We start from the raw sequence: 18521 nt of genomic DNA, 5'->3' as shown, positions 1-18521 counted from the left end.
GGGGGCTCCCCATAGGACGACCCGCGTCGACGCCAATCGCGCCTATGCAACGGCCCAGGTCGGCTGACCGCGCTCTTTTTCCCGGCGATTGGGTAGGTAGCCGACCTTCTGCAGCGTTTCGTCGATTGTCTTGTATTGTTCTCCGATTCGGTAGATGCGGCGTGCTTCATCGGCGGTGGCCACGTCCCGATACAGGCTACGAGACATGTTCACCAGGCGCTCGACCTGCTGGACGGAGGTAAGGTGCTCTCCCTTGCGGCCCCACAGCGTGTCCTCGATGCCGCAACGCACATGGAAACCCATGGCAATCGCCATCGTGGTCAGTGGGTGGACGTAGCGCATGAAGGATTCGACGGTGAAGACCGCGTTCTCCGGCAGACGGTTGACCATCTCCAGCAGGTTCCGCGGATTCGGTCCCTCGGATCCACCCCCAAGCTGAACCCAGTTCACCAGCAGCGGTCCCTTGTAGATGCCGCGGCGGATCAGGCGCTCGATGGACTCCAGCTTGCCGATTTGCCCAACCATGAAATGGGGTTGAATGCCGGCGGCCTGCAGCCGCTTGAGGTGCTCCTCCACAAACACAGGGCCAGCCTCATAGGACATGTTGCGATAGGCCTCGTAGAGGGCCGGCTCGGCGAGGGAAGTTCCCGCGAACTCTTCCTTGGGGTGAAGCTCCGTGATGTTCATCGTGGCGCTGTTGACCACGATCGTGACCTGGTCCGGCTTGGGATCAAGTTCGGCCAACATGTGGCGCGTGTCATCCGACAGCCACTTCGCGGCTGAGCCGTCTCCTTCGGGTGCAAACGAAATGGATCCACCCACCTGCAGAATCATTTTGGGCACAGCATCGCGGAGCCGGGCCAGCAGCTCATTGAACATCGAGAGCCGCTTGCTGCCCTTGCCATCTGCTTCGCGCACATGCACGTGCAGCACGGTGGCTCCGGCGTTGTAGCAATCCACGGCCTTCTGGACCTGATCGTCCATGCTAACGGCGATGTCATCCGAATCCCGGGGGAGGAATTGCGGACCGTAGGGAGCGACCTGAATGACCAGCGGCTCCTGGTTCTCGGGCAGCAGGGAGTCGTCAACAAATTGCATCTTCTTTACCTCGTTACGATGACAGGGAGGGCGGCTGCATGGCATGGATGGCTGGCCAAGGCTGCCTGCGCGCCAACAGGAGTGCGGACTTTGCTGAGTGGCTCAGCGGCCCGGAGACTCGACATGAGTGTGACCCCAAATCTTCCGATCTGATGTACATTACGGGACGTCATATATCCAGTTCGGGACATTTAGGGAAAACCAGATGACGTACCTCGTACGAGCCACGGCGCTAACGAACTACGTCCGAGTGGCTCGCGAAGTAGGGCTCGACCCCTACAAGCAGTTGACCAAGGCTGGTATTCGTCGGGCCACGCTGCTGGACCCCGATGCAATGATTGCCGCGGATGCACTGCGCAGTCTGTTGGCTGAGTCGGCGAGCGCTGCCGGTGTGGAAGACTTCGGTCTGCGCATGGCTGAAACTCGCCAGTTGACCGACCTAGGGCCTCTGGGCTTTGCGATCCAGGGTGAGCCTACGCTGCGCAAGGCACTGGAATCGATGATGCGCTACTTGCGGCTGCAGAGTGAGAGCGTCGTTATGGCCATCGAAGAACTCGACGAACTTGTCGTGATTCGTGAAAGTCTCCTGACGGATGGACAGGCGCCCCAGCGGCAGTCGATCGAGTTGGTCGTCGGTGGTGTGTATCGATTGTTGAGACGCTTCTTGGGGGATCCCTGGAAGCCACGCAGCATCTGTTTTTCACATGCACCGCCATCGGGGCCGACAGGACATGCGCGCGTCTTCGGCATGCCGGTGCTGTTCAACCAGGAGTTCGATGGCATCGTGTGTCGTGCCGCCGATCTGGATGCGCCGCTGGCTGCCTACGATCCCCTGATGGCATGGGAAGTGCGGCAGCATCTCGATACATTGCTGGCCGGTTCCAATCTTGCGTTCCCTGATGTCGTTCGTAGACTCGTGCTTGCCCTGCTCCCGTCCGGCAAATGCTCCGTTGATAGCGTCGCCCAGCATCTCAGAGTCGACCGGCGCACCGTACACCGTCGGCTGGCCAAGGACGGCGAGAGCTACTCTGGAATTTACAACGGGGTGCGAGCGGACTTGGCCGCGCGCCTTGCCAGATCGGAGGCTCGTCCCTTGGCCGAATTGGCGGCGCTGCTGGGTTTCGGCACGGCAAGCTCTTTCGCACGATGGTTTGGTGGCCACTTCGGTTGCACGGTGTCCGAATGGAGAGCACGCCATCGCGCGACATCGACAGCCCCCACCAGTCCGGACCAGCCCGAGGCACCGAGGTGAGATCCCGAGTCGCAGCGCTACTTGTGGATGGCTCGTCAAAGCAGAGGCTCTTACCTTGGGCTCTCTTCCCGACATTTGACTTTGCTGGCGGCTTGGTATCGGTCCCTGTCAGTGTTTACGCGTATTGGCACGAAAAATAAAAAATATGGCGCGAAAACTAAAGTCCGTTTTCAGCGTTGCCATATAGTGGTCAACAACTTCTCGATGTGCATTCACTCCCATCCGCAGAGGCCAGAGCGGTGAGGTAGCCAATCCCCGCGGAGGCCGGCTGCAGTCTTTCGCTGGCTCTCTGCACAGGGGGCTTGCGCGAATGCCAGCCATGCATGCGGGGAGCGCTCTTAGAGCGTATCGATAACAGACGTCATTTTCTTGGAGACATTCACATGCCAAAGGCAATCAGACTGTACGAAACCGGTGGTCCGGAAGTCCTGAAGTTCGAAGATGTAGAGGTCGGCGAGCCGGGGCCAGGGCAGGCCCGCGTCCGACATAGTTACATCGCAGTCAACTTCATCGACATCTACCATCGGACAGGCTATTACCCGCTGGCACTACCGAACGGTTTGGGCTCGGATGCTGTAGGTGTGGTTGAGGCTGTCGGGCCAGGCGTGACGGATATCCGCGTTGGGGATCGAGTCGGCTACATGTCGGGGCCACAGGGAGCATACTCAGAGGTTCGCGTGATGCCGGCGGACGTACTGATTCCGCTGCCGGACGGCGTTTCCGATCGCACGGCTTCCACGCTTATCATGAAGGGGATGACGGCGCAGTATCTGTTCCGCCAGGTCTATCCGCTCAAAGGTGGCGAGACGATTCTCTACCACGCCGCTGCCGGCGGCGTCGGCTTGATTGCCTGCCAGTGGGCCCGCGCCCTCGGTGTAACCATGATCGGCACGGTGAGCAGCGACGAGAAGGCAGAGGTTGCCAAGGCGAACGGTTGCACGCATACGATTGTCACAACTCGCGAGGACATCGCTAAGCGCGTACGCGAGCTCACAGACGGGAAAGGCGTTCCGGTCGTATTCGACTCCGTTGGAAAGGACACATTGCAAGCGTCGCTGGACAGTCTGCAAGTGCGCGGAACCCTCGTCACTAACGGAACCAGCTCCGGTCCAGTGTCCTTCGATGCGCTGACCCTCGCGCAGAAGGGCTCGCTGTGGGTCACCCGCCCAGCGATGGCGCACTACGCAAAGCCGCGCTCGCACGTGCAATCCATGGCAAAGGAGCTGTTTGATCTCGTCCTGGCCGGAAAAATCACGAGCGAGCCGAAGCAAACATACGCGCTGGCGGAAGCGGCCAAAGCGCATCGACTGCTGGAGTCGCGTCAGACTACCGGCGCAACTGTATTGGTCCCGTAAATCTCAAGGATCGCCATCCTGCGGGAAATAGAATCTTTGGGAGTTATTGCATCATGCAAGTTGAGCAACTAAATTACGCCCTTGGCGCCGAACTCAAGGGCATCAAGCTGGCTGACGCCATTCACGACGAAGGACTGTTCGCAGAGATTCGCGCTGCGCTGTTCAAGCACCGTGTGCTTTTTCTCCGCAATCAGGAGATGAGCCGCGCCGAGCACGTCGCGTTTGCACGCCGCTTTGGCGATCTGGAAGATCATCCAGTTGTGGGCGGCGATCCCGAGCATCCAGGACTCGCACGCATCTATAAGACGCCGGATCAGTCGCGAGATCGCTACGAAAACTCGTGGCATTCCGACGCGACCTGGCGCGAGGCGCCACCATTTGGCGCCGTGCTGCGCTGTGTCGAATGTCCTTCGATGGGGGGCGACACCATGTGGGCCAACATGGCGCTGGCCTACGAAAGATTGCCCGATTACATCAAGGAGAAGATCGCCGATCTGCGGGCACGCCACAGCATCGAAGCAACTTTCGGAGCGGCCATGCCGACCGAGAAACGCCTGGCACTCAAGGCTCAGTACCCGGACGCCGAACATCCGGTCGTGCGCACACATCCGGAGACCGGCGAGAAGATCCTGTATGTAAATGTGTTTACCACGCATTTCACCAATTTCCACACCGCAGCCCACGTCCGATTCGGCCAGGACGCCAATCCTGGCGCCGCCGACCTGCTGCGCTACCTGATCAGCCAGGCCTACATTCCCGAGTATCAGGTGCGCTGGCGTTGGGCGCCAAACAGCGTTGCAATCTGGGACAACAGTGCCACGCAACATTATGCGGTGATGGACTATCCGCCTTGTTTCCGCAAGATGGAGCGAGCGGGAATCATTGGAAGCAAACCGTTTTGAACACCGCCATGCAAGACAACCTGATCACGCCGACGCCGTCGGCCTACACGTACCCGCTCCTCGTCAAGCAGTTGCTCCTGAACGCGTTGAGCATTCATGGCGACCAGGAAATCACCTATCGCGGGGAATTGCGTTACAGCTTCCGCCAGTTTCGTGAGCGAGTCGGCCAACTCGCATCCATGCTGGCCGGGCTGGATGTCCGGCACGGCGCCACCGTGGCGGTCATGGACTGGGACAGCCATCGTTACCTCGAAAGCTACTTCGCCATCCCGATGATGGGCGCCACGCTCTTCACGGTCAATGTGCGGCTGTCGGCCCAACAGATCCTCTATACCCTGAACGACGCCCGGGCCGAGATCGTGCTGGTGCATGCGGACTTCGTCCCAGTGCTCGAAGAAATCAAGGCGGAGCTCAAGTCGGTGCGCAAGGTGGTCGTGCTGGGCGACGGCGAAGCCGTTCCCGCGAGCAAGTTGCCAGTGGCGGGCGAGTACGAGGAACTGATGGCGCGCGCTGCAGCGGACTTCGCGTTCCCCGACTTCGATGAAAGGACGCGCGCTGCTACGTTCTACACGACGGGCACCACCGGCGACCCGAAGGGCGTAGCCTACAGCCACCGTGACATCGTCATGCACGCCATGGCCACGGCGATGAGCCTGTGCGCGCCGCGCGACGGCCAGCGGCTGCATCGCGAAGATGTCTACATGCCGATCACGCCGATGTTCCACGTTCTTGCCTGGGGCATGCCGTATATCGCGGTCATGCTGGGGCTCAAGACCGTGCTGCCGGGACGTTACATCCCCGAGCGCCTGGTCAGGCTGCGCCAGTCGGAAAAGGTCACCTTCTCCCACTGCGTGCCCACCATCCTCCAGATGGTGCTCCAGGCAGCCGACGCGCAAGGGCAGGACCTGTCGGGCTGGAAGCTCATTACCGGCGGTTCCGCCTTGCCGCCCGCGCTGTGCGAGGCGGCACTCGACCGCGGCATGGATGTCTTCACCGCCTACGGCATGTCGGAGACGGGCCCCATCGTCTCCCTGGCGCAACTGCCGCCGGGATACAAGCCGACGGATCGCCAGGAAGAGGTGCGGCTGCGCTGCTCGACCGGCCGTCCGGTGCCGTTTGTCGACTTCCGGGTTGTCGACGAAAACATGAATGACGTTAAGCGCGACGGAAAGCAGCAAGGCGAGATCGTCCTGCGCTCGCCGTTCCTCACGCAGGGCTACACCGGGAAGCCCGAGGCGTCCGAAGAACTCTGGGCCGGCGGCTATCTGCATACCCAGGACATCGCCGTCATGACGCCCGATGGGTTCGTTCAGATCGTCGACCGCATCAAGGACGTGATCAAGACGGGCGGCGAATGGGTGTCCTCCATCGAGGTTGAGAGCCTGATCATGGACGTGGCCGGCGTGCAAGAGTGCGCGGTGGTCGGCGTGCGGGACGAGAAATGGGGCGAGCGGCCGATGGCATTCGTCGTTCGCACGGCGGACACGAGTGTCGGGGTTGAGGCGATCCGTGACCGGCTAATGCACCACGTCGAACTGAAACGGATCAGCAAGTACGCCGTTCCGGAGCTGAACCGCATCGCTTTCGTCGAGGAGATCCCGAAGACGAGCGTCGGCAAGATCAACAAGAAGCTGTTGCGCGAGCGCGTTGCGCACCTGCTGGACGAACTGGCCGGCACCGGGCAGGAACGTGCCGCAGTCGACCGGGCGGCAGCATGACGAGCCAACCTCAACCGGACGATATGACGAAGCTGGTACCGGTGGCGCAGACGGGCGAACTCCCGCCGGGCCAGCGCAAGCTGGTCTTCATCGACGGCAGGAGCATCGTCCTGTTCAACATTGATGGCGCTCTCCATGCCATCGACAACTCATGCCCCMATAACGGGGCGTCGCTGGCCAACGGTCGCCTTGAGGGAAGCGTATTGCAATGCCCGGCCCATGGCTTGCGCTTTGATCTGGCGAAGTCCTGCGAGCCCGGCTCGGCAAGCCTGTGCCTGCGCAGGTTTCAGCTTCGGGAAGCGGAAGGAAGCCTGATGTTGCTGGTGGAGTCCTCTACTGCGCCATAAAGGTGGCACCGGCGGCGCCGAGGCAGCTCTGCTTGATGTAATGCTCCTCGCGGCATGATTGCCGGCTCGGGCGTTGGTTGGCTTGACGGCGTGAGGGGCAGGGCCGGGAAGCCGTCGATGATGCCTTCACAGATTAAGGCGTACGTCAGTGTTCGGCGTAAGGCCACGGAGCCCGTGTCCCCGGGCAACCGGCCCAACCCGAGACAGCAATCATGCAAAGCCAAAGACAATCCGCTAGCGGGATGTTGTACTCGCTGACCCAACTCCACAGGGAAGTGCGTAGCATGAGCCAGCGATTGCATGAACAGGCGACTGCGCAGGCTCGTGGCGACAACAGCGACTACTTCGCTTATGTATCGGGGTTGGTCGATGATCTGATCTGTCGGGGGGATGCGCGCGAAAGAGTCGTGTGTTTCGCGTCGGCAGCGGAGTTCGGAATATCCATGCAGCACCAGAGCGAGCGCTGCCTGCTGGCCGCTATGCAGACGGGCTCGGATGCCATCAGGGTGTTGTACTGGACTGCAGTTCGTCGCCTGGCCAATTGCTGGACTCGGGTTTCCCAGAGCCCGAACTCGGAGCATTCCGAAACCGGTAACGAGGCGCATCATGCCGGCTCGCACAAGCTCCCTGCTGTCCACAAGAGCGGTGCCAGTATGGAATCGCGGAAAGCAGCTTTGTGCAGGCGGTGCGAAGAGCTTCGCATGGGTTCGCGCAACGCCAGCGGTCACTGCGCGCTGTACCCAATCTCGGAACGATATTTTCAATGCATTGGCGGGAGCGTGTTTTCCGAGGCAATCCAGCATCGATGCAGCATGTGCGCGACAGCGTGGACACAGCATCGGAACGCTGCCAGCCCATTCGTGAACTGGTCACAAGACAGGTAGTTTAACCACAAGCTGCTAGCGAGAAGCCGGTCCGAAATGCCGCCCGGCTCTGCTGCTGCGCTAGCTGGTGGCCGCTGGATACCTCGGCCCCAAGGCGGCGCGTGGCGTGTAGGTGCTCAGCAAACAGGATCGCGCGTGGGGCTGTTAGCCGCCGAGGTGCCGGCGGACAGCTTGAAATCCAAACGATTCGTTACCCCTCACTCACGCAACGCACCTCCGACAGCAAGCCACCACCGAGCCCCATGCAGGCACTGCCCTTGCCGGGGCTTCTGGCGTGACATCCTGCTCCAACCTTCACGGCAATACCCCCGCGCAGCTATGGACAAACTAGCCACATCAGGCTTCCGCGGACGAGAGCCAAAGCGCATCCAGCAGTTGCTGCTACTATGTGGCAACGCAGAAAAATGACTTTAGTTTTAGCGCCATATTCTTTAGTTTTCATGCCGCTGCGCGTAAACACCAAGAGGGCCCTATGCCGATCCGCCAGCGAACTCAGATGCCCGGAAGCGAACCCAAGGCGAGAGCCGCCGCTCTGACGAGCTACCCGCAGGTAGCGCTGCGACTTGGGCTGAATCCCAACGAGCTCATGCGCCGGTTCGGGCTGAATCCGGCCATCTTGATGAACCGGGAACAACGTATCCCGTTTGCGGCTGTGTGTCGCTTGCTCGAGGCGACTGCCCGTGAGGCATCTACACCATCTGTCGGCATTCAAATGGCCGAGGCACGCACGGCCTTCGATTTCGGGGTTGTCGGGCTTCTACTAACGCACAAGCGCACATTGCGTGAAGTATTGCTAGCCATGGTCCAGTACCGGCATTTGTTAAACGATGCCTTGGGGCTCTACATTGAGACTTCGGGCACGCAGGTGATCATCCGCGAAGAGATTCTTGGCGAGATTGGTGAGTGGCCGCAGCAGACCATCGAACTTGCGATAGGGGTCCTGGCGCGTACCTGCGCATCTGTGCTTGGCGCTCACTGGCGACCAGTTAGCGTGCACTTCACACACTCCGCGCCGCCAGACCTGCGCGCTCACCGGCGCCTCTTCGGTTGCCCGCTGGTCTTCAAGAGTGATTTCAACGGATTCATTTGTCTCGTCAGCGATCTCGATCAACCGAATCCGATGGCAGATCCCGCGTTAGTGCGCTATGCGGAGGGCCTCGCGAAATCTCTTGGTGCTGCCGGTCCGCAAGCTATTGCGGCCGAAGTGCGCAACGCGATCTACTTGCTGCTTCCTGTTGAGCAGGCAGCGATAGAACACGTGGCGGGTCAACTCCATACTAGTGTGCGCACTCTGCAGCGGCATCTCGAAGAGGCAGGTACGACTTTCTCGAATCTGGTAGAGGAAGTGCGGCGGGAGCTAGCGATCCGCTACATGAGCAACGAGCGTTACTCGATCGGCCGCGTGGCCACATTGCTGGGTTACACGCAGCAGGCATCCTTCACACAGTGGTTCTCGCGCCATTTTGGAATGGCACCCAGGGCTTGGCGGGCAGGAAGACGGAAGTGACGCGCTCCTATCCTGATCCCATCCCGATCTGCGCAGTCCTGCAGCGAATACAGCTATAGAGCGCTAATCTCTGGGCGTAAAATGCGGCACGCATGCACATGCCTGCCGGTGGGAAGCCGAAGACGCCTTGTCGCGAGCACCGCCGGTCAGTCCTCCCCACCTTTGCCTTCGTTACCCCCATGAGCAATGTCGTCGCCAGGCTAGCGATCAATCAGTCTGAACTCTTTGTCAATTGGCCCGCCGAGGCCATCGCCAGATTGGTCGATGCCGCGGATGTCGTGACGATGGAAGCGCATGCTTGTGTCAAGCGGTCCGGCGAATCTGCGGACTATCTCTACCTTCTCGCGACCGGGTCGATGCAGCTTTCCCGTGTGTCGTCGACGGGGCGGGAGTTCACTGCATGGCTGTATTTCGCAGGCGATTTCCATGGTATCGGGCCCGCCCTGACGGATACGCCCTTCCTATACACCGCAACCTGCAAGGAGCCGACGACGCTTGTCCGGATTCCGGCAACGGTGCTGCGCGAACTCGTCTACAGCGATGGACGGCTTGCAGCCGCGTTTTTCGCCGTGCTGGACCGCCGGTACCGCGAGACACTCGCTCGCCACGAGAGCGCGACCATGCATTCCACGCGGGAGCGGATCGGCACCCTGCTGTGCTCGTTCCTCGCGCGCAACATCCGTTGCTATGCCGCTGGCGAGGTCAACCTGTCGCAGGATGAGATCGCGACGATGCTCGGCACACGCCGACAAGTGGTGAACCGGGCGCTACGAGAGTTGGAGGCCGAGGGCATCGTCCGTGTCCAGTATGGCCGCGTGACAGTGCTGGACATGGCGAAGCTGTCGGGGCTGGCGCAAGAGGGCGAGTGACCCGGCGCCGTCGGCAAGGGGTGCAGCGTGACGTTTCAGAGGTCCAACGTCAGTTCGCGTGACTGTGCGCGCGAGCAACAGATCATCATCGTAGATCCGGCTGCGCGCTCCGCGTCCGAAAGGACGAGGTCCCTATGATCGGGAATGCCGGCGAGAATGCCTGTCTCGCAGGCGCGGCAGACTCCGCTCATGCATGAGTAGGGGACTTCCACGCCCGCGTCGAGCACGGCTTCGAGGATATTGGTGCCGGGTCCAATGACAAGTCTTTTCTGCGTGCGAGAGAGAATGACCGTGAACGCATCGCCGGCCCCGGCACCCGCTTCAGGTGGCGTGACGGGCTGTGGCGCGGCGAAGTATTCGCGATGCACTCGGGCTGGATCGCGGCCCTCGCATGCCGTTTCGAAGGCCCGCAGCATCGGAACGGGACCGCAGCAGTACAAGTCGACGTCGTTGGCGCAGGAAGCGACGATGCCTGGGATATCCAGCATCTTCTCCTTGGCGCCACCATCAGAGTTCAGGTGGACGGCGTTGCCCGTTTCCTTGGCGAGCGCAACAAGTTCGTCGGCGAATGCGGCGTTTTCGCGTGCGCGTACAGCGTAGTACAGCTCCCACGTGCCGCCGCTGTACGCCAGGCGCTGGGCCATGCTCCACAGCGGTGTAATGCCTATGCCGCCCGCGAAGAATACGGTATGCCGGGCCGATTCGCGCAATGGGAAGCTGTTTCGTGGCGCGGAGATGGCGATGGTTGCGCCCACACGCAGCGTTTCATGCAGGTAACGCGAGCCGCCGCGGCCGGCAGGATCCAGGCTCGCCGCGATGACATAGCGGTGACATTCGCCCTGCAGGTTAACGAGAGAATAGCTGCGCACAAGCCCATTCGGCAGGAACAGGTCGATATGCGCGCCCGCGGTGACGGCGGGCCATGTCTGACCGTCGGAAGGCCGCAGTTCGAAGCCATGGATACCTTCGGCAAGCCAGTGGATCGCGTGTAGCCGGGCGTTTAGTCGTTGCATGATGTCTCCGGGATCGGGCGCCCATGTGCAGATGATCTTATGCACGCCCTTGTACGACGATTCTCTGTTCGAGTGACCCACGCAACAAGCGCCGGTGCGCCGGGATTGTCCGCAAAGTTGCACTCCCCCACTCCCAATGTGGCCGGCAGGCGCCGGGAGGGCCGACACCCGCCCGCATCGGAGACCGGGCGCCGGTGAAAGCAACAATCAATACAGTTCGCCGGTTGCGCGCCTCGACTGCGATCGCGGGCAGATCCAGAATTCTCCCAATCGCGTTGACGGTACTGGAGGCAGAAGGATGAACGAAGACTACATCAGGCTTGGACGGTTCCAGGTCGGCAACCGGATCGTGACCGGTTGCGTGGAAGGGGACGAAATCAACATCTTGCACGACGGCGACGCGCTGGCGGCAGTGCTCGCAGCGGGCATTCCTGCCGGCCTGTCGCGCGTGCCATTGCGCGATGCGGTGATGCTGCCGCCGGTCGATCCTGCCGCGCGCATCTTCGCGGTGGCGATCAACTACCAGGCGCATGGCGTCGAGTCGGCGGCCAGGCCGCCGGAGCGCCCGCTCATTTTCTACAAGGCGCCTTCGAATTTCGTAGCGCACGGCGGCGTGCTGAATCCCAACCGGGACGTCACGGCGCAACTCGACTACGAAGGCGAGATCGCGGTGGTCATCGGCCGGCCCTGCAAAGCAGCGAAGCCGGAGACCGCACTTAGCTTTGTCTCCGGCATCTGTGCGTTCAATGACGGGTCGGCCCGCGACCTGGTCAAACTGCCCGCCGGCAACAGCTTCTGGCCGGACTGGACCGCAGCCAAGGGGCTCGACGGCGCTTCCGCGCTTGGTCCGACGATCGCGTGCGGCAAGGGGCTGGTCGATGCCCTGCAACGCAGGACGCTGACCATCACCACCCGGCTCAATGGCGATGTGGTGCAGCAAGGCGCCATGTCGGACATGATCTTTTCGACCGAGCAGATCATCGCCACGCTGTCTTCCTACATGACCTTGCTGCCCGGTGACGTCATCGCGACCGGGACGCCGGCTGGCGTCGGCGCGACCACCAACCGTTTTCTGAATACAGGCGACGCGCTCGACATCGAGGTCAGCGGCATTGATACATTGCGCGTGAAGGTAGGCTAACCATGAATCCACACAACACCAGTCCGGTGGAACACAAAATGATTCGGGAAACCCGGGTAGCGCAACTGGCGCAAACCGGGGCGGGCACCCCCATGGGGCAACTGCTGCGCCGTTTCTGGCATCCGGTGGCGCTGTCGCGCGACGTAGCCACGGGCAGCGCCAAAGCGGTGCGGCTGCTGGGCCAGGACCTCGCTCTCTATCGCGGCGAGAGTGGCGAGCCGCACCTCGTGGCTGGGCGCTGCGCACACCGGCTGACGATGCTGCACACGGGATGGATCGAAGGCGAGGAGATCCGATGCATGTACCACGGCTGGAAGTTCGACGGCAGCGGACGCTGCGTCGAGCGGCCCGCGGAGCGGCATTGCCGCGAGGCGAACATCCGCATCGGGGCATATCCGGTCCATGAATACTGCGGCGTGATCTTCGCGTACCTTGGCGAAGGCGAGACGCCGGCCTTCGACCTGCCCCGCAAGGCAGTATTCGAAACGCCCGGCATGCTGCTGTTCCAGCGCAAGGAGATCTGGCCGTGCAACTGGTTGCAAAACGTCGAGAATTCGCTGGACGCTGTGCATGTCAGCTTCGCGCACCAGATGGGCAAGGTCGGCGCCTTCGGAGAGGCCATCACCACCGAAGTGCCGGCACTCAGCTACCGTGAAACGGAAGCCGGCATCTGCCAGACGGCCGTGCGTGGCGGCTCGCAAGTGAGGGTGAGCGACTGGACGTTTCCCTACGGCAACCACGTCAACATTCCCGGCGTCGACCCCCGTGATCCGTGGACCGAGGTATCGCACTGGATGGTACCCATCGACGACACACGAACGATGCGGCTTGCATTGTTCGCGACACCTTCCACCACGCCCGAGGCGGACAGCAAGCTCGTCAGCTATTACCGCGAATGCGAAGGCTATAACTCCGCGGATCATCACGACGACCTGTTCGCCGGGAGGTATCCTACCGATCCGCTGATCCGACTCACGAGCGCGCAAGACTATGTGGCGCTGATTGGCCAGGGCGTCATCGCGGACCGCATGAACGAGTGCCTGGGCGCTTCCGATGTCGGCATTGCCATGCTGCGACGAATCCTGACGCGAGAGATCGACTTGGTGGCGGCCGGAGCTCCCACCAAGGCATGGCGCCGTCTCGACCGCCCTTCGGCGCTGTTCACCGAGGCCGGCCCCCAAGTCACGGCGTAGCCACCGCTGGAGGCCGTCTAGCGCATCCAGAAGAGCAAGAGGAGACAAAGTGTCCAATAGAAGAAACGTGATGAAGGCGGCGTGTGCCTTGCTGCTGGCCGGTGGCGTCTGGTGGCAAGATGCGCTCTGCACGCCGCTGTATCCCGCCAAGCCGATCACCCTGGTACTGCCGGTTGCCGCCGGCAACGGCGCGGACATCGTGGCTCGCTTGCTCGCGCATCAGATTGGCATGCAGATCGGGCAGGCGGTGGTCGTGGAGAACCGGCCCGGCGCGGGCAGCGTTGCCGCCATCAAGTACGCGGCGAACGCCAGCCCGGACGGCTACACGCTGGTCTTCATTGGTAGCGCTAACGCGCTGAGCCAGTCGCTGTACAAGTCGCCACCCTACGACGTGCTGCACGACCTGGTACCGGTGTCGGATATCGCGAGGACCGACATTGCGATCCTGACTGGCAAGCGGTCGAAGTTCAATAGCGTCAAGGACTTTATCCGCGCGGCGCGCGAGCAACCTGGCCGCCTGACGGCGGGGATCAGCCTGCTGGGCACGACCGGGCACCTGATGGCCGAGCTCTTCAAGGCCAGGGAGAAGCTGGATTTCTCGATCGTGCCGTTCAAGACATCTTCCAATCTCCACACCTCGCTGATGAATGGCGATGTGGATGTGGCGTTCGATCTCGCGCCGCCAGCGCTGGCACAACTGCGCGCCGGCGGGCTGCGCGCGCTGGCCATCGGCTCGGGCACCCGTTCGGACATCCTGCCGGATGTGCCCACGCTGAAGGAACTCGGCTATGAGAACTACGAGATCGTATCGACCATGCAGATCGCCGCGCCAGCACGCACGCCCGTGCCGATCGTCGAACGGCTGAACCTGGAAATCCAGCGCGCACTGAGTCAGCCCGAGTTGCAGAAGCGGTTCAGAGACCAGGGATTCGCCACTGCAGGCGGCACAGCCACGCAAGCGCGCGAGCATGTCGCTGGAGAAGTGGAGAAGTGGCGAAACGTGATTCGAGCGACCCAGATCGAACTGCAATAGGGCAGCGTATTGCGGTGAAGGCGGGGCGCAGCATATCAGGAGCGACGAGTCACAGGCTCTTCATCGCGCCGCTGGCGGGAAGCGTGTGACGCTACCTCCGCCAATCTGATACGAAAGGCGCAGGCCCCAATAAGCGCTACCGTCCCGCCGCTGTCCACCCTCCATCGTGATACCCCACGTGCCTGGCGCACGTGAGGGGGCGCTGCGACTTCTCGCTGGGAGCCGACGGCTCCTGCCACGAGGTACCGGCTTGCTGCCTGCTGTATTTCCGCGCTCCGCGCCCCCACGCAGAGTCTGCCAATCAATCCCCATTACAGGGTTTCAGGCCCGCCAAAGAGATGAATAACGCCCTTGCCCGTACCGGAACAACGCTTGACGACAAGTATCAGGCCCAGGAGGGCTGGCTCTACATGACCGGCATGCAGGCCTTGGTGAGATTGCCCATCCAGCAGCGCCTGCGCGACACGGCAGCGGGATGGAACACCGGTGCCTATATCTCGGGCTATCGCGGATCGCCCGTCGGTCGCTACGACATGGAACTCTGGGCGGCAGAAACACTGCTCAAGGAACACAACATCCAGTTCCGTGCCGGTCTGAACGAAGACCTTGCCGCCACGGCGATCTGGGGTGCCCAGTATGTGGGTAGCTTTCCGGGCGCCAGGGTCGATGGCGTGTTCGGCATCTGGTACGGCAAGGGACCTGGCGTGGACCGCTCGGGCGACGTCTTGCGTCACGCAAATCTCGCTGGCACATCGCCCAAGGGCGGCGTCGTGTGTCTGGCGGGCGACGATCACGGCGCCAAGTCTTCCACGGTGGCGAACTTCTCGGACCAGATATTCATCGCCGTCGGGATGCCGGTGCTCTATCCGTCGAACACGCAAGAACTGCTGGACTATGGCCTGCACGGGATCGCGATGTCACGCTTCAGCGGCTGCTGGGTCGGCATGAAAGTGGTCACCGACGTGGTGGAGGGCGGCGGCTCCGTCTACGTGTCGCCGGATTCGCCGCAGATCCGGATGCCAGAATCAGCACGCGACGCCGCTGACATGCTGGAGAGCGACGGATACCATATCCGCAGCGTCGACGCGCCGCTGCCGCAGGAAGAACGGCTGTATCACCATAAGCACCAGGCGGTGATGGCGTATGCGCGTGCCAATGGGCTCAATCGCGTGACCCTGGACCCGGACCATGCCAAGATCGGCATCGTTTCCGCCGGCAAGTCCTGGCAGGACGTGCTCGAGGCCATGACCAGCCTTGGGCTGGATGAGGCGCGTGCCGCCGAACTGGGCATCCGTCTGCTTAAAATCGGCATGATCTGGCCGCTGGATCCCGCAATCGTCCGCGAGTTCGCGCAAGGCCTCGAAACGATCATCGTGGTCGAAGAGAAGCGGCCGGTGCTCGAGGACCAGTTGCGAGCGGCGCTCTACGGCGGAGCGGCGCCGCACATCGTCGGGAAGCACCAAGCCGGCGGTGTGTTCGATCCGGCGCGCGGTCCCATGGCTTTCCCGAACGCCGGGGAACTGAGCCCACAGCGGATCGCGGCCGTGATCGCTGATACGCTGCGCCTGCACAATCCGGCCTGCGGACTAAATCCCCTTACCGCGGCCGCCGCGAAAGCGGACGCCAGCGGCACGCCGTCGCGCATGCCGGGATTCTGCTCCGGCTGTCCGCACAACCGCTCCACACAATTGCCGGAGGGCAGCCGCGCACTGGCTGGCATCGGTTGCCATACCATCGCCGCCCGCGCCAATCCGCTCCGCACCACGACCGTGTCGCAGATGGGCGGCGAAGGTGTAATGTGGCTGGGCCAGCAGGCGTTCACCGATGAGAAGCACGTCTTCGCCAATATCGGCGACGGAACATTCGCCCACTCCGGGTTCCTGGCGGTGCGCCAAGCCATCTCGGCCGGCGTCCCGATGACCTACAAGATCCTCTACAACGGCTTCGTGTCGATGACAGGCGGGCAACCAGTGGAAACGGAACAGCCGCCCCAGCAAATTCTTCACGGACTGGCGGCGGAAGGCGTGCGCAAGATGGCAGTGGTGACCGACGAGCCGCAGAAGTACCGGGATATTTCCTTGCCTCCGGATACGCCGGTTCACCACCGCAGCCAGATGGACGCGGTGCAGCGCGAGTTCCGGGAATATCCCGGGGTCTCCGTCATCCTGTATGACCAGGCTTGCGCCACGGAGCGCAGGCGCTTGCGCAAGCGTGGCAAGCTGCCCGACCCGGCGAAGCGCGCCTTCATCAACCCTGCCGTGTGCGAGGGGTGCGGCGACTGCGGCAAGGCGTCCAACTGCATGTCGATTGAACCGCTGGAAACCGAGCTCGGTCGCAAGCGTCGGATCAACCAGGGTAGCTGCAATAAGGACTACTCTTGCGTCGACGGCTTCTGCCCGAGCTTCGTGACCGTACATGGAGGCAAGCCCAGGAATCCGAAGGCGGGCGATGGCGGCCCGCGCCAGCCCGAATGGACTCAGGCGCTGCCGGAACCTGACATCGCCTCCTTGACGGACATCCGCAGTGTCATGATCGTCGGCATCGGCGGGACCGGCGTGGTCACGATTGGCCAGACCCTGGCAATGGCCGCTCACTTGCAGGGCTACTACACATCGAACCTCGACATCACCGGCATCAGCCAGAAGTACGGGGCGGTGAATTCCCATGTCCGCATTGCACCGCGCCCGGGCATGCTGCACGCCACCCGTATCGGCGCCGGCGATACCAGCACGCTGGTCGGCTGCGACCTGGTGGTAGCAGCCGGCGACGAAACGGTCTCGACGTTACGCCTGGGCACCAGCCAGGGCGTCATTTGCACGGATCTCATTCCTACGGCGGAGTTCGCCGGTAACCCGGACTGGAACATCGATGCCGACGTACTGATCCAGCGTCTGCGGCATGCCTTGGGCGACGATGTGCTGCTGCTCGAAGGACAGCGCCTGGCGATCGAACTGATGGGCGATGCCATCGCCGCCAACATGCTCATGCTGGGGGCCGCGTGGCAGCGTGGACTGGTGCCCATATCGCTGGCAGCGATGCATCGGGCAATCGAACTCAACGGCGTGGCTGTGGCGATGAACAAGGACGCATTCCTTTGGGGCCGCCGCGCCGCGCATGACTTGCCGGCGGTGGAGCGGTTCGTCCGGGAGACACGTGCGCCCGCGAACCAGGTCATCAATTTCGTGCCGCGGACCAGGCGCAGCGTGGCAGAAATCGTCCGCAGCCGAGGCGAACACCTGAAAGCGCACGGCGGCCAGGGGCCCGTGCGGCGCTACGAGCAACTGGTACAGCGCGTGGCCGATGCGGAACGGCATGCGGGCCTGGGCGATGCGCTCAGTCGTGCTGTGGCGACCAGTTACCACAAGCTGCTGGCAGTGAAAGATGAATGGGAGGTGGCACGTCTCTATAGCCATCCCGACTTCCAGGCGGCGCTGAGGAAAGAGTTCGAAGGAGAGTACACGCTGCGCTTCCACGTTGGCGCGTGGCCCTTCTCCACCACCGACGACGCGGGAAGACCGGTCAAGGGCGAAGTTGGCCCCTGGCTGATGACCGCGTTCCGATGGATGACGAAATTCCGGTTCCTGCGCGGCAGTGTGATGGATCCCTTCCGGAACAACGCCGAGCGCCGCCTGGAGCGCCATCTTGTCTCCCAATACGAGCGCGATATCGATCGTCTGCTCGACGGCATCAATGCACAGACGTATGACGTGGCCACGCGCATTGCCGCGTTGCCGGAGTCAGTGCGCGGCTTCGGGCACGTCAAGGAAGCCAGCGCGGCCAAAGCAGGCGAAGCCCGTGCAGCGCTGATCGCCGAACTGGAGGAGCGACGGGCAGGGCCTGTACCGCTACAGGCGGTACAGGCCAGGGTGTACGCCGTCACCTGAACACCCGTGCCTCGCCGCATCCATTGCGGTAATACACGGGCTGCCTGATGCGTATGGGACCGCGCCGCAGCCTGCGCACGCCACATCTGGAGATCACGGTACGCGCAGCGTCCCGCACCGTGTAGGTACGCCTGCGCGGTGCCGTTCCGTACGGTCCGACTCACCTGCACGATCCGTAACGGTGCGGCGTGGGAGCGCTCGCACCCGACCTGCGCCGGTGAGAAGCAGCGCCAGGCCTGGGATTGCAACAAGCAGGACAATCGCGCGCCTTCTTCGTTCGACTGTTGTCCCGCCCCGACACAGAATCAAGACGCCCTTCAGTGAC

The 18521-nt window shown here is 62.4% G+C and carries 13 protein-coding genes; 11 read left to right on the top strand and 2 right to left on the bottom strand.

All coding sequences use genetic code 11. From position 1 onward, the window contains the following. Positions 1–42 precede the first annotated feature (42 nt). Positions 43–1098 carry a beta-keto acid cleavage family enzyme gene (locus tag AC1DQ3_RS09015; protein WP_477119846.1) on the bottom strand — a complete coding sequence of 352 codons (1056 nt, stop codon included), beginning with the start codon at positions 1096–1098 and terminating at the stop codon, positions 43–45. Between the two features lie 205 nt (positions 1099–1303). Here AC1DQ3_RS09015 and AC1DQ3_RS09010 point away from each other — a divergent pair, with 205 nt between their 5' ends. From AC1DQ3_RS09010 to AC1DQ3_RS08980, 7 genes are all read left to right on the top strand, one after another. Continuing rightward, positions 1304–2350, top strand: a complete 1047-nt coding sequence (locus AC1DQ3_RS09010; protein ID WP_477119845.1) for an AraC family transcriptional regulator — start codon at positions 1304–1306, stop codon at positions 2348–2350. Positions 2351–2733: 383 nt separating this feature from the next. Continuing rightward, positions 2734–3705 (top strand): quinone oxidoreductase family protein, encoded by a 972-nt coding sequence (locus AC1DQ3_RS09005; protein WP_477119844.1) that lies wholly within the window; start codon positions 2734–2736, stop codon positions 3703–3705. Between the two features lie 53 nt (positions 3706–3758). Beyond that, positions 3759–4607, top strand: a complete 849-nt coding sequence (locus AC1DQ3_RS09000; protein WP_477119843.1) for a TauD/TfdA dioxygenase family protein — start codon at positions 3759–3761, stop codon at positions 4605–4607. A gap of 8 nt (positions 4608–4615) precedes the next feature. After that, on the top strand, positions 4616–6325 hold the full coding sequence (locus AC1DQ3_RS08995; protein ID WP_477119842.1) for a fatty acid--CoA ligase: 1710 nt from the start codon (positions 4616–4618) through the stop codon (positions 6323–6325). Next, entirely contained in the window at positions 6322–6672 is a 351-nt protein-coding gene (locus tag AC1DQ3_RS08990) for a Rieske (2Fe-2S) protein (RefSeq protein ID WP_477119841.1), read from the top strand. The genes AC1DQ3_RS08995 and AC1DQ3_RS08990 overlap by 4 nt, the downstream gene beginning before the upstream one ends. Before the next feature lie 1356 nt (positions 6673–8028). Beyond that, positions 8029–9063 carry an AraC family transcriptional regulator gene (locus tag AC1DQ3_RS08985; protein WP_477120026.1) on the top strand — a complete coding sequence of 345 codons (1035 nt, stop codon included), beginning with the start codon at positions 8029–8031 and terminating at the stop codon, positions 9061–9063. Between the two features lie 179 nt (positions 9064–9242). Beyond that, the gene (locus AC1DQ3_RS08980) at positions 9243–9932 is read left to right on the top strand and encodes a Crp/Fnr family transcriptional regulator (protein WP_477119840.1); all 690 of its coding nucleotides are present in this window, start codon (positions 9243–9245) and stop codon (positions 9930–9932) included. Positions 9933–9967: 35 nt separating this feature from the next. Here AC1DQ3_RS08980 and AC1DQ3_RS08975 read toward each other — a convergent pair whose 3' ends face one another. Then, positions 9968–10945, bottom strand: coding sequence for a PDR/VanB family oxidoreductase (locus AC1DQ3_RS08975; protein WP_477119839.1), 978 nt, complete (start codon positions 10943–10945; stop codon positions 9968–9970). Positions 10946–11243: 298 nt separating this feature from the next. On the opposite strand from AC1DQ3_RS08975, the gene AC1DQ3_RS08970 reads away from it, so the two are divergent. The 4 genes from AC1DQ3_RS08970 (at position 11244) to AC1DQ3_RS08955 (ending at position 18196) form a co-directional block, all read left to right on the top strand. Beyond that, a complete protein-coding gene (locus tag AC1DQ3_RS08970; RefSeq protein WP_477119838.1) occupies positions 11244–12086 on the top strand; it encodes a fumarylacetoacetate hydrolase family protein in 843 nt (280 codons plus the stop codon). Between the two features lie 38 nt (positions 12087–12124). Further along, positions 12125–13279 carry a Rieske 2Fe-2S domain-containing protein gene (locus AC1DQ3_RS08965; RefSeq protein ID WP_477119837.1) on the top strand — a complete coding sequence of 385 codons (1155 nt, stop codon included), beginning with the start codon at positions 12125–12127 and terminating at the stop codon, positions 13277–13279. Positions 13280–13328: 49 nt separating this feature from the next. Then, entirely contained in the window at positions 13329–14312 is a 984-nt protein-coding gene (locus tag AC1DQ3_RS08960; protein ID WP_477119836.1) for a Bug family tripartite tricarboxylate transporter substrate binding protein, read from the top strand. 338 nt (positions 14313–14650) lie between these two features. After that, positions 14651–18196 (top strand): indolepyruvate ferredoxin oxidoreductase family protein, encoded by a 3546-nt coding sequence (locus tag AC1DQ3_RS08955; protein WP_477119835.1) that lies wholly within the window; start codon positions 14651–14653, stop codon positions 18194–18196. Positions 18197–18521 lie beyond the last annotated feature (325 nt).

It is taken from the genome of Cupriavidus sp. 01T418 (assembly GCF_056398885.1).
The sequence above is the reverse complement of the archived record's forward strand: the minus strand, read 5'-3'. Positions and strand labels throughout refer to the sequence as shown.

Coding starts and splice junctions, on each gene's coding strand:
- AC1DQ3_RS09015 (WP_477119846.1), bottom strand. CDS start 1,098: ATGCAATTTGTTGACGACTCCCTGCTGCCCGAGAACCAGGAGCCGCTG.
- AC1DQ3_RS09010 (WP_477119845.1), top strand. CDS start 1,304: ATGACGTACCTCGTACGAGCCACGGCGCTAACGAACTACGTCCGAGTG.
- AC1DQ3_RS09005 (WP_477119844.1), top strand. CDS start 2,734: ATGCCAAAGGCAATCAGACTGTACGAAACCGGTGGTCCGGAAGTCCTG.
- AC1DQ3_RS09000 (WP_477119843.1), top strand. CDS start 3,759: ATGCAAGTTGAGCAACTAAATTACGCCCTTGGCGCCGAACTCAAGGGC.
- AC1DQ3_RS08995 (WP_477119842.1), top strand. CDS start 4,616: ATGCAAGACAACCTGATCACGCCGACGCCGTCGGCCTACACGTACCCG.
- AC1DQ3_RS08985 (WP_477120026.1), top strand. CDS start 8,029: ATGCCGATCCGCCAGCGAACTCAGATGCCCGGAAGCGAACCCAAGGCG.
- AC1DQ3_RS08980 (WP_477119840.1), top strand. CDS start 9,243: ATGAGCAATGTCGTCGCCAGGCTAGCGATCAATCAGTCTGAACTCTTT.
- AC1DQ3_RS08975 (WP_477119839.1), bottom strand. CDS start 10,945: ATGCAACGACTAAACGCCCGGCTACACGCGATCCACTGGCTTGCCGAA.
- AC1DQ3_RS08970 (WP_477119838.1), top strand. CDS start 11,244: ATGAACGAAGACTACATCAGGCTTGGACGGTTCCAGGTCGGCAACCGG.
- AC1DQ3_RS08965 (WP_477119837.1), top strand. CDS start 12,125: ATGATTCGGGAAACCCGGGTAGCGCAACTGGCGCAAACCGGGGCGGGC.
- AC1DQ3_RS08955 (WP_477119835.1), top strand. CDS start 14,651: ATGAATAACGCCCTTGCCCGTACCGGAACAACGCTTGACGACAAGTAT.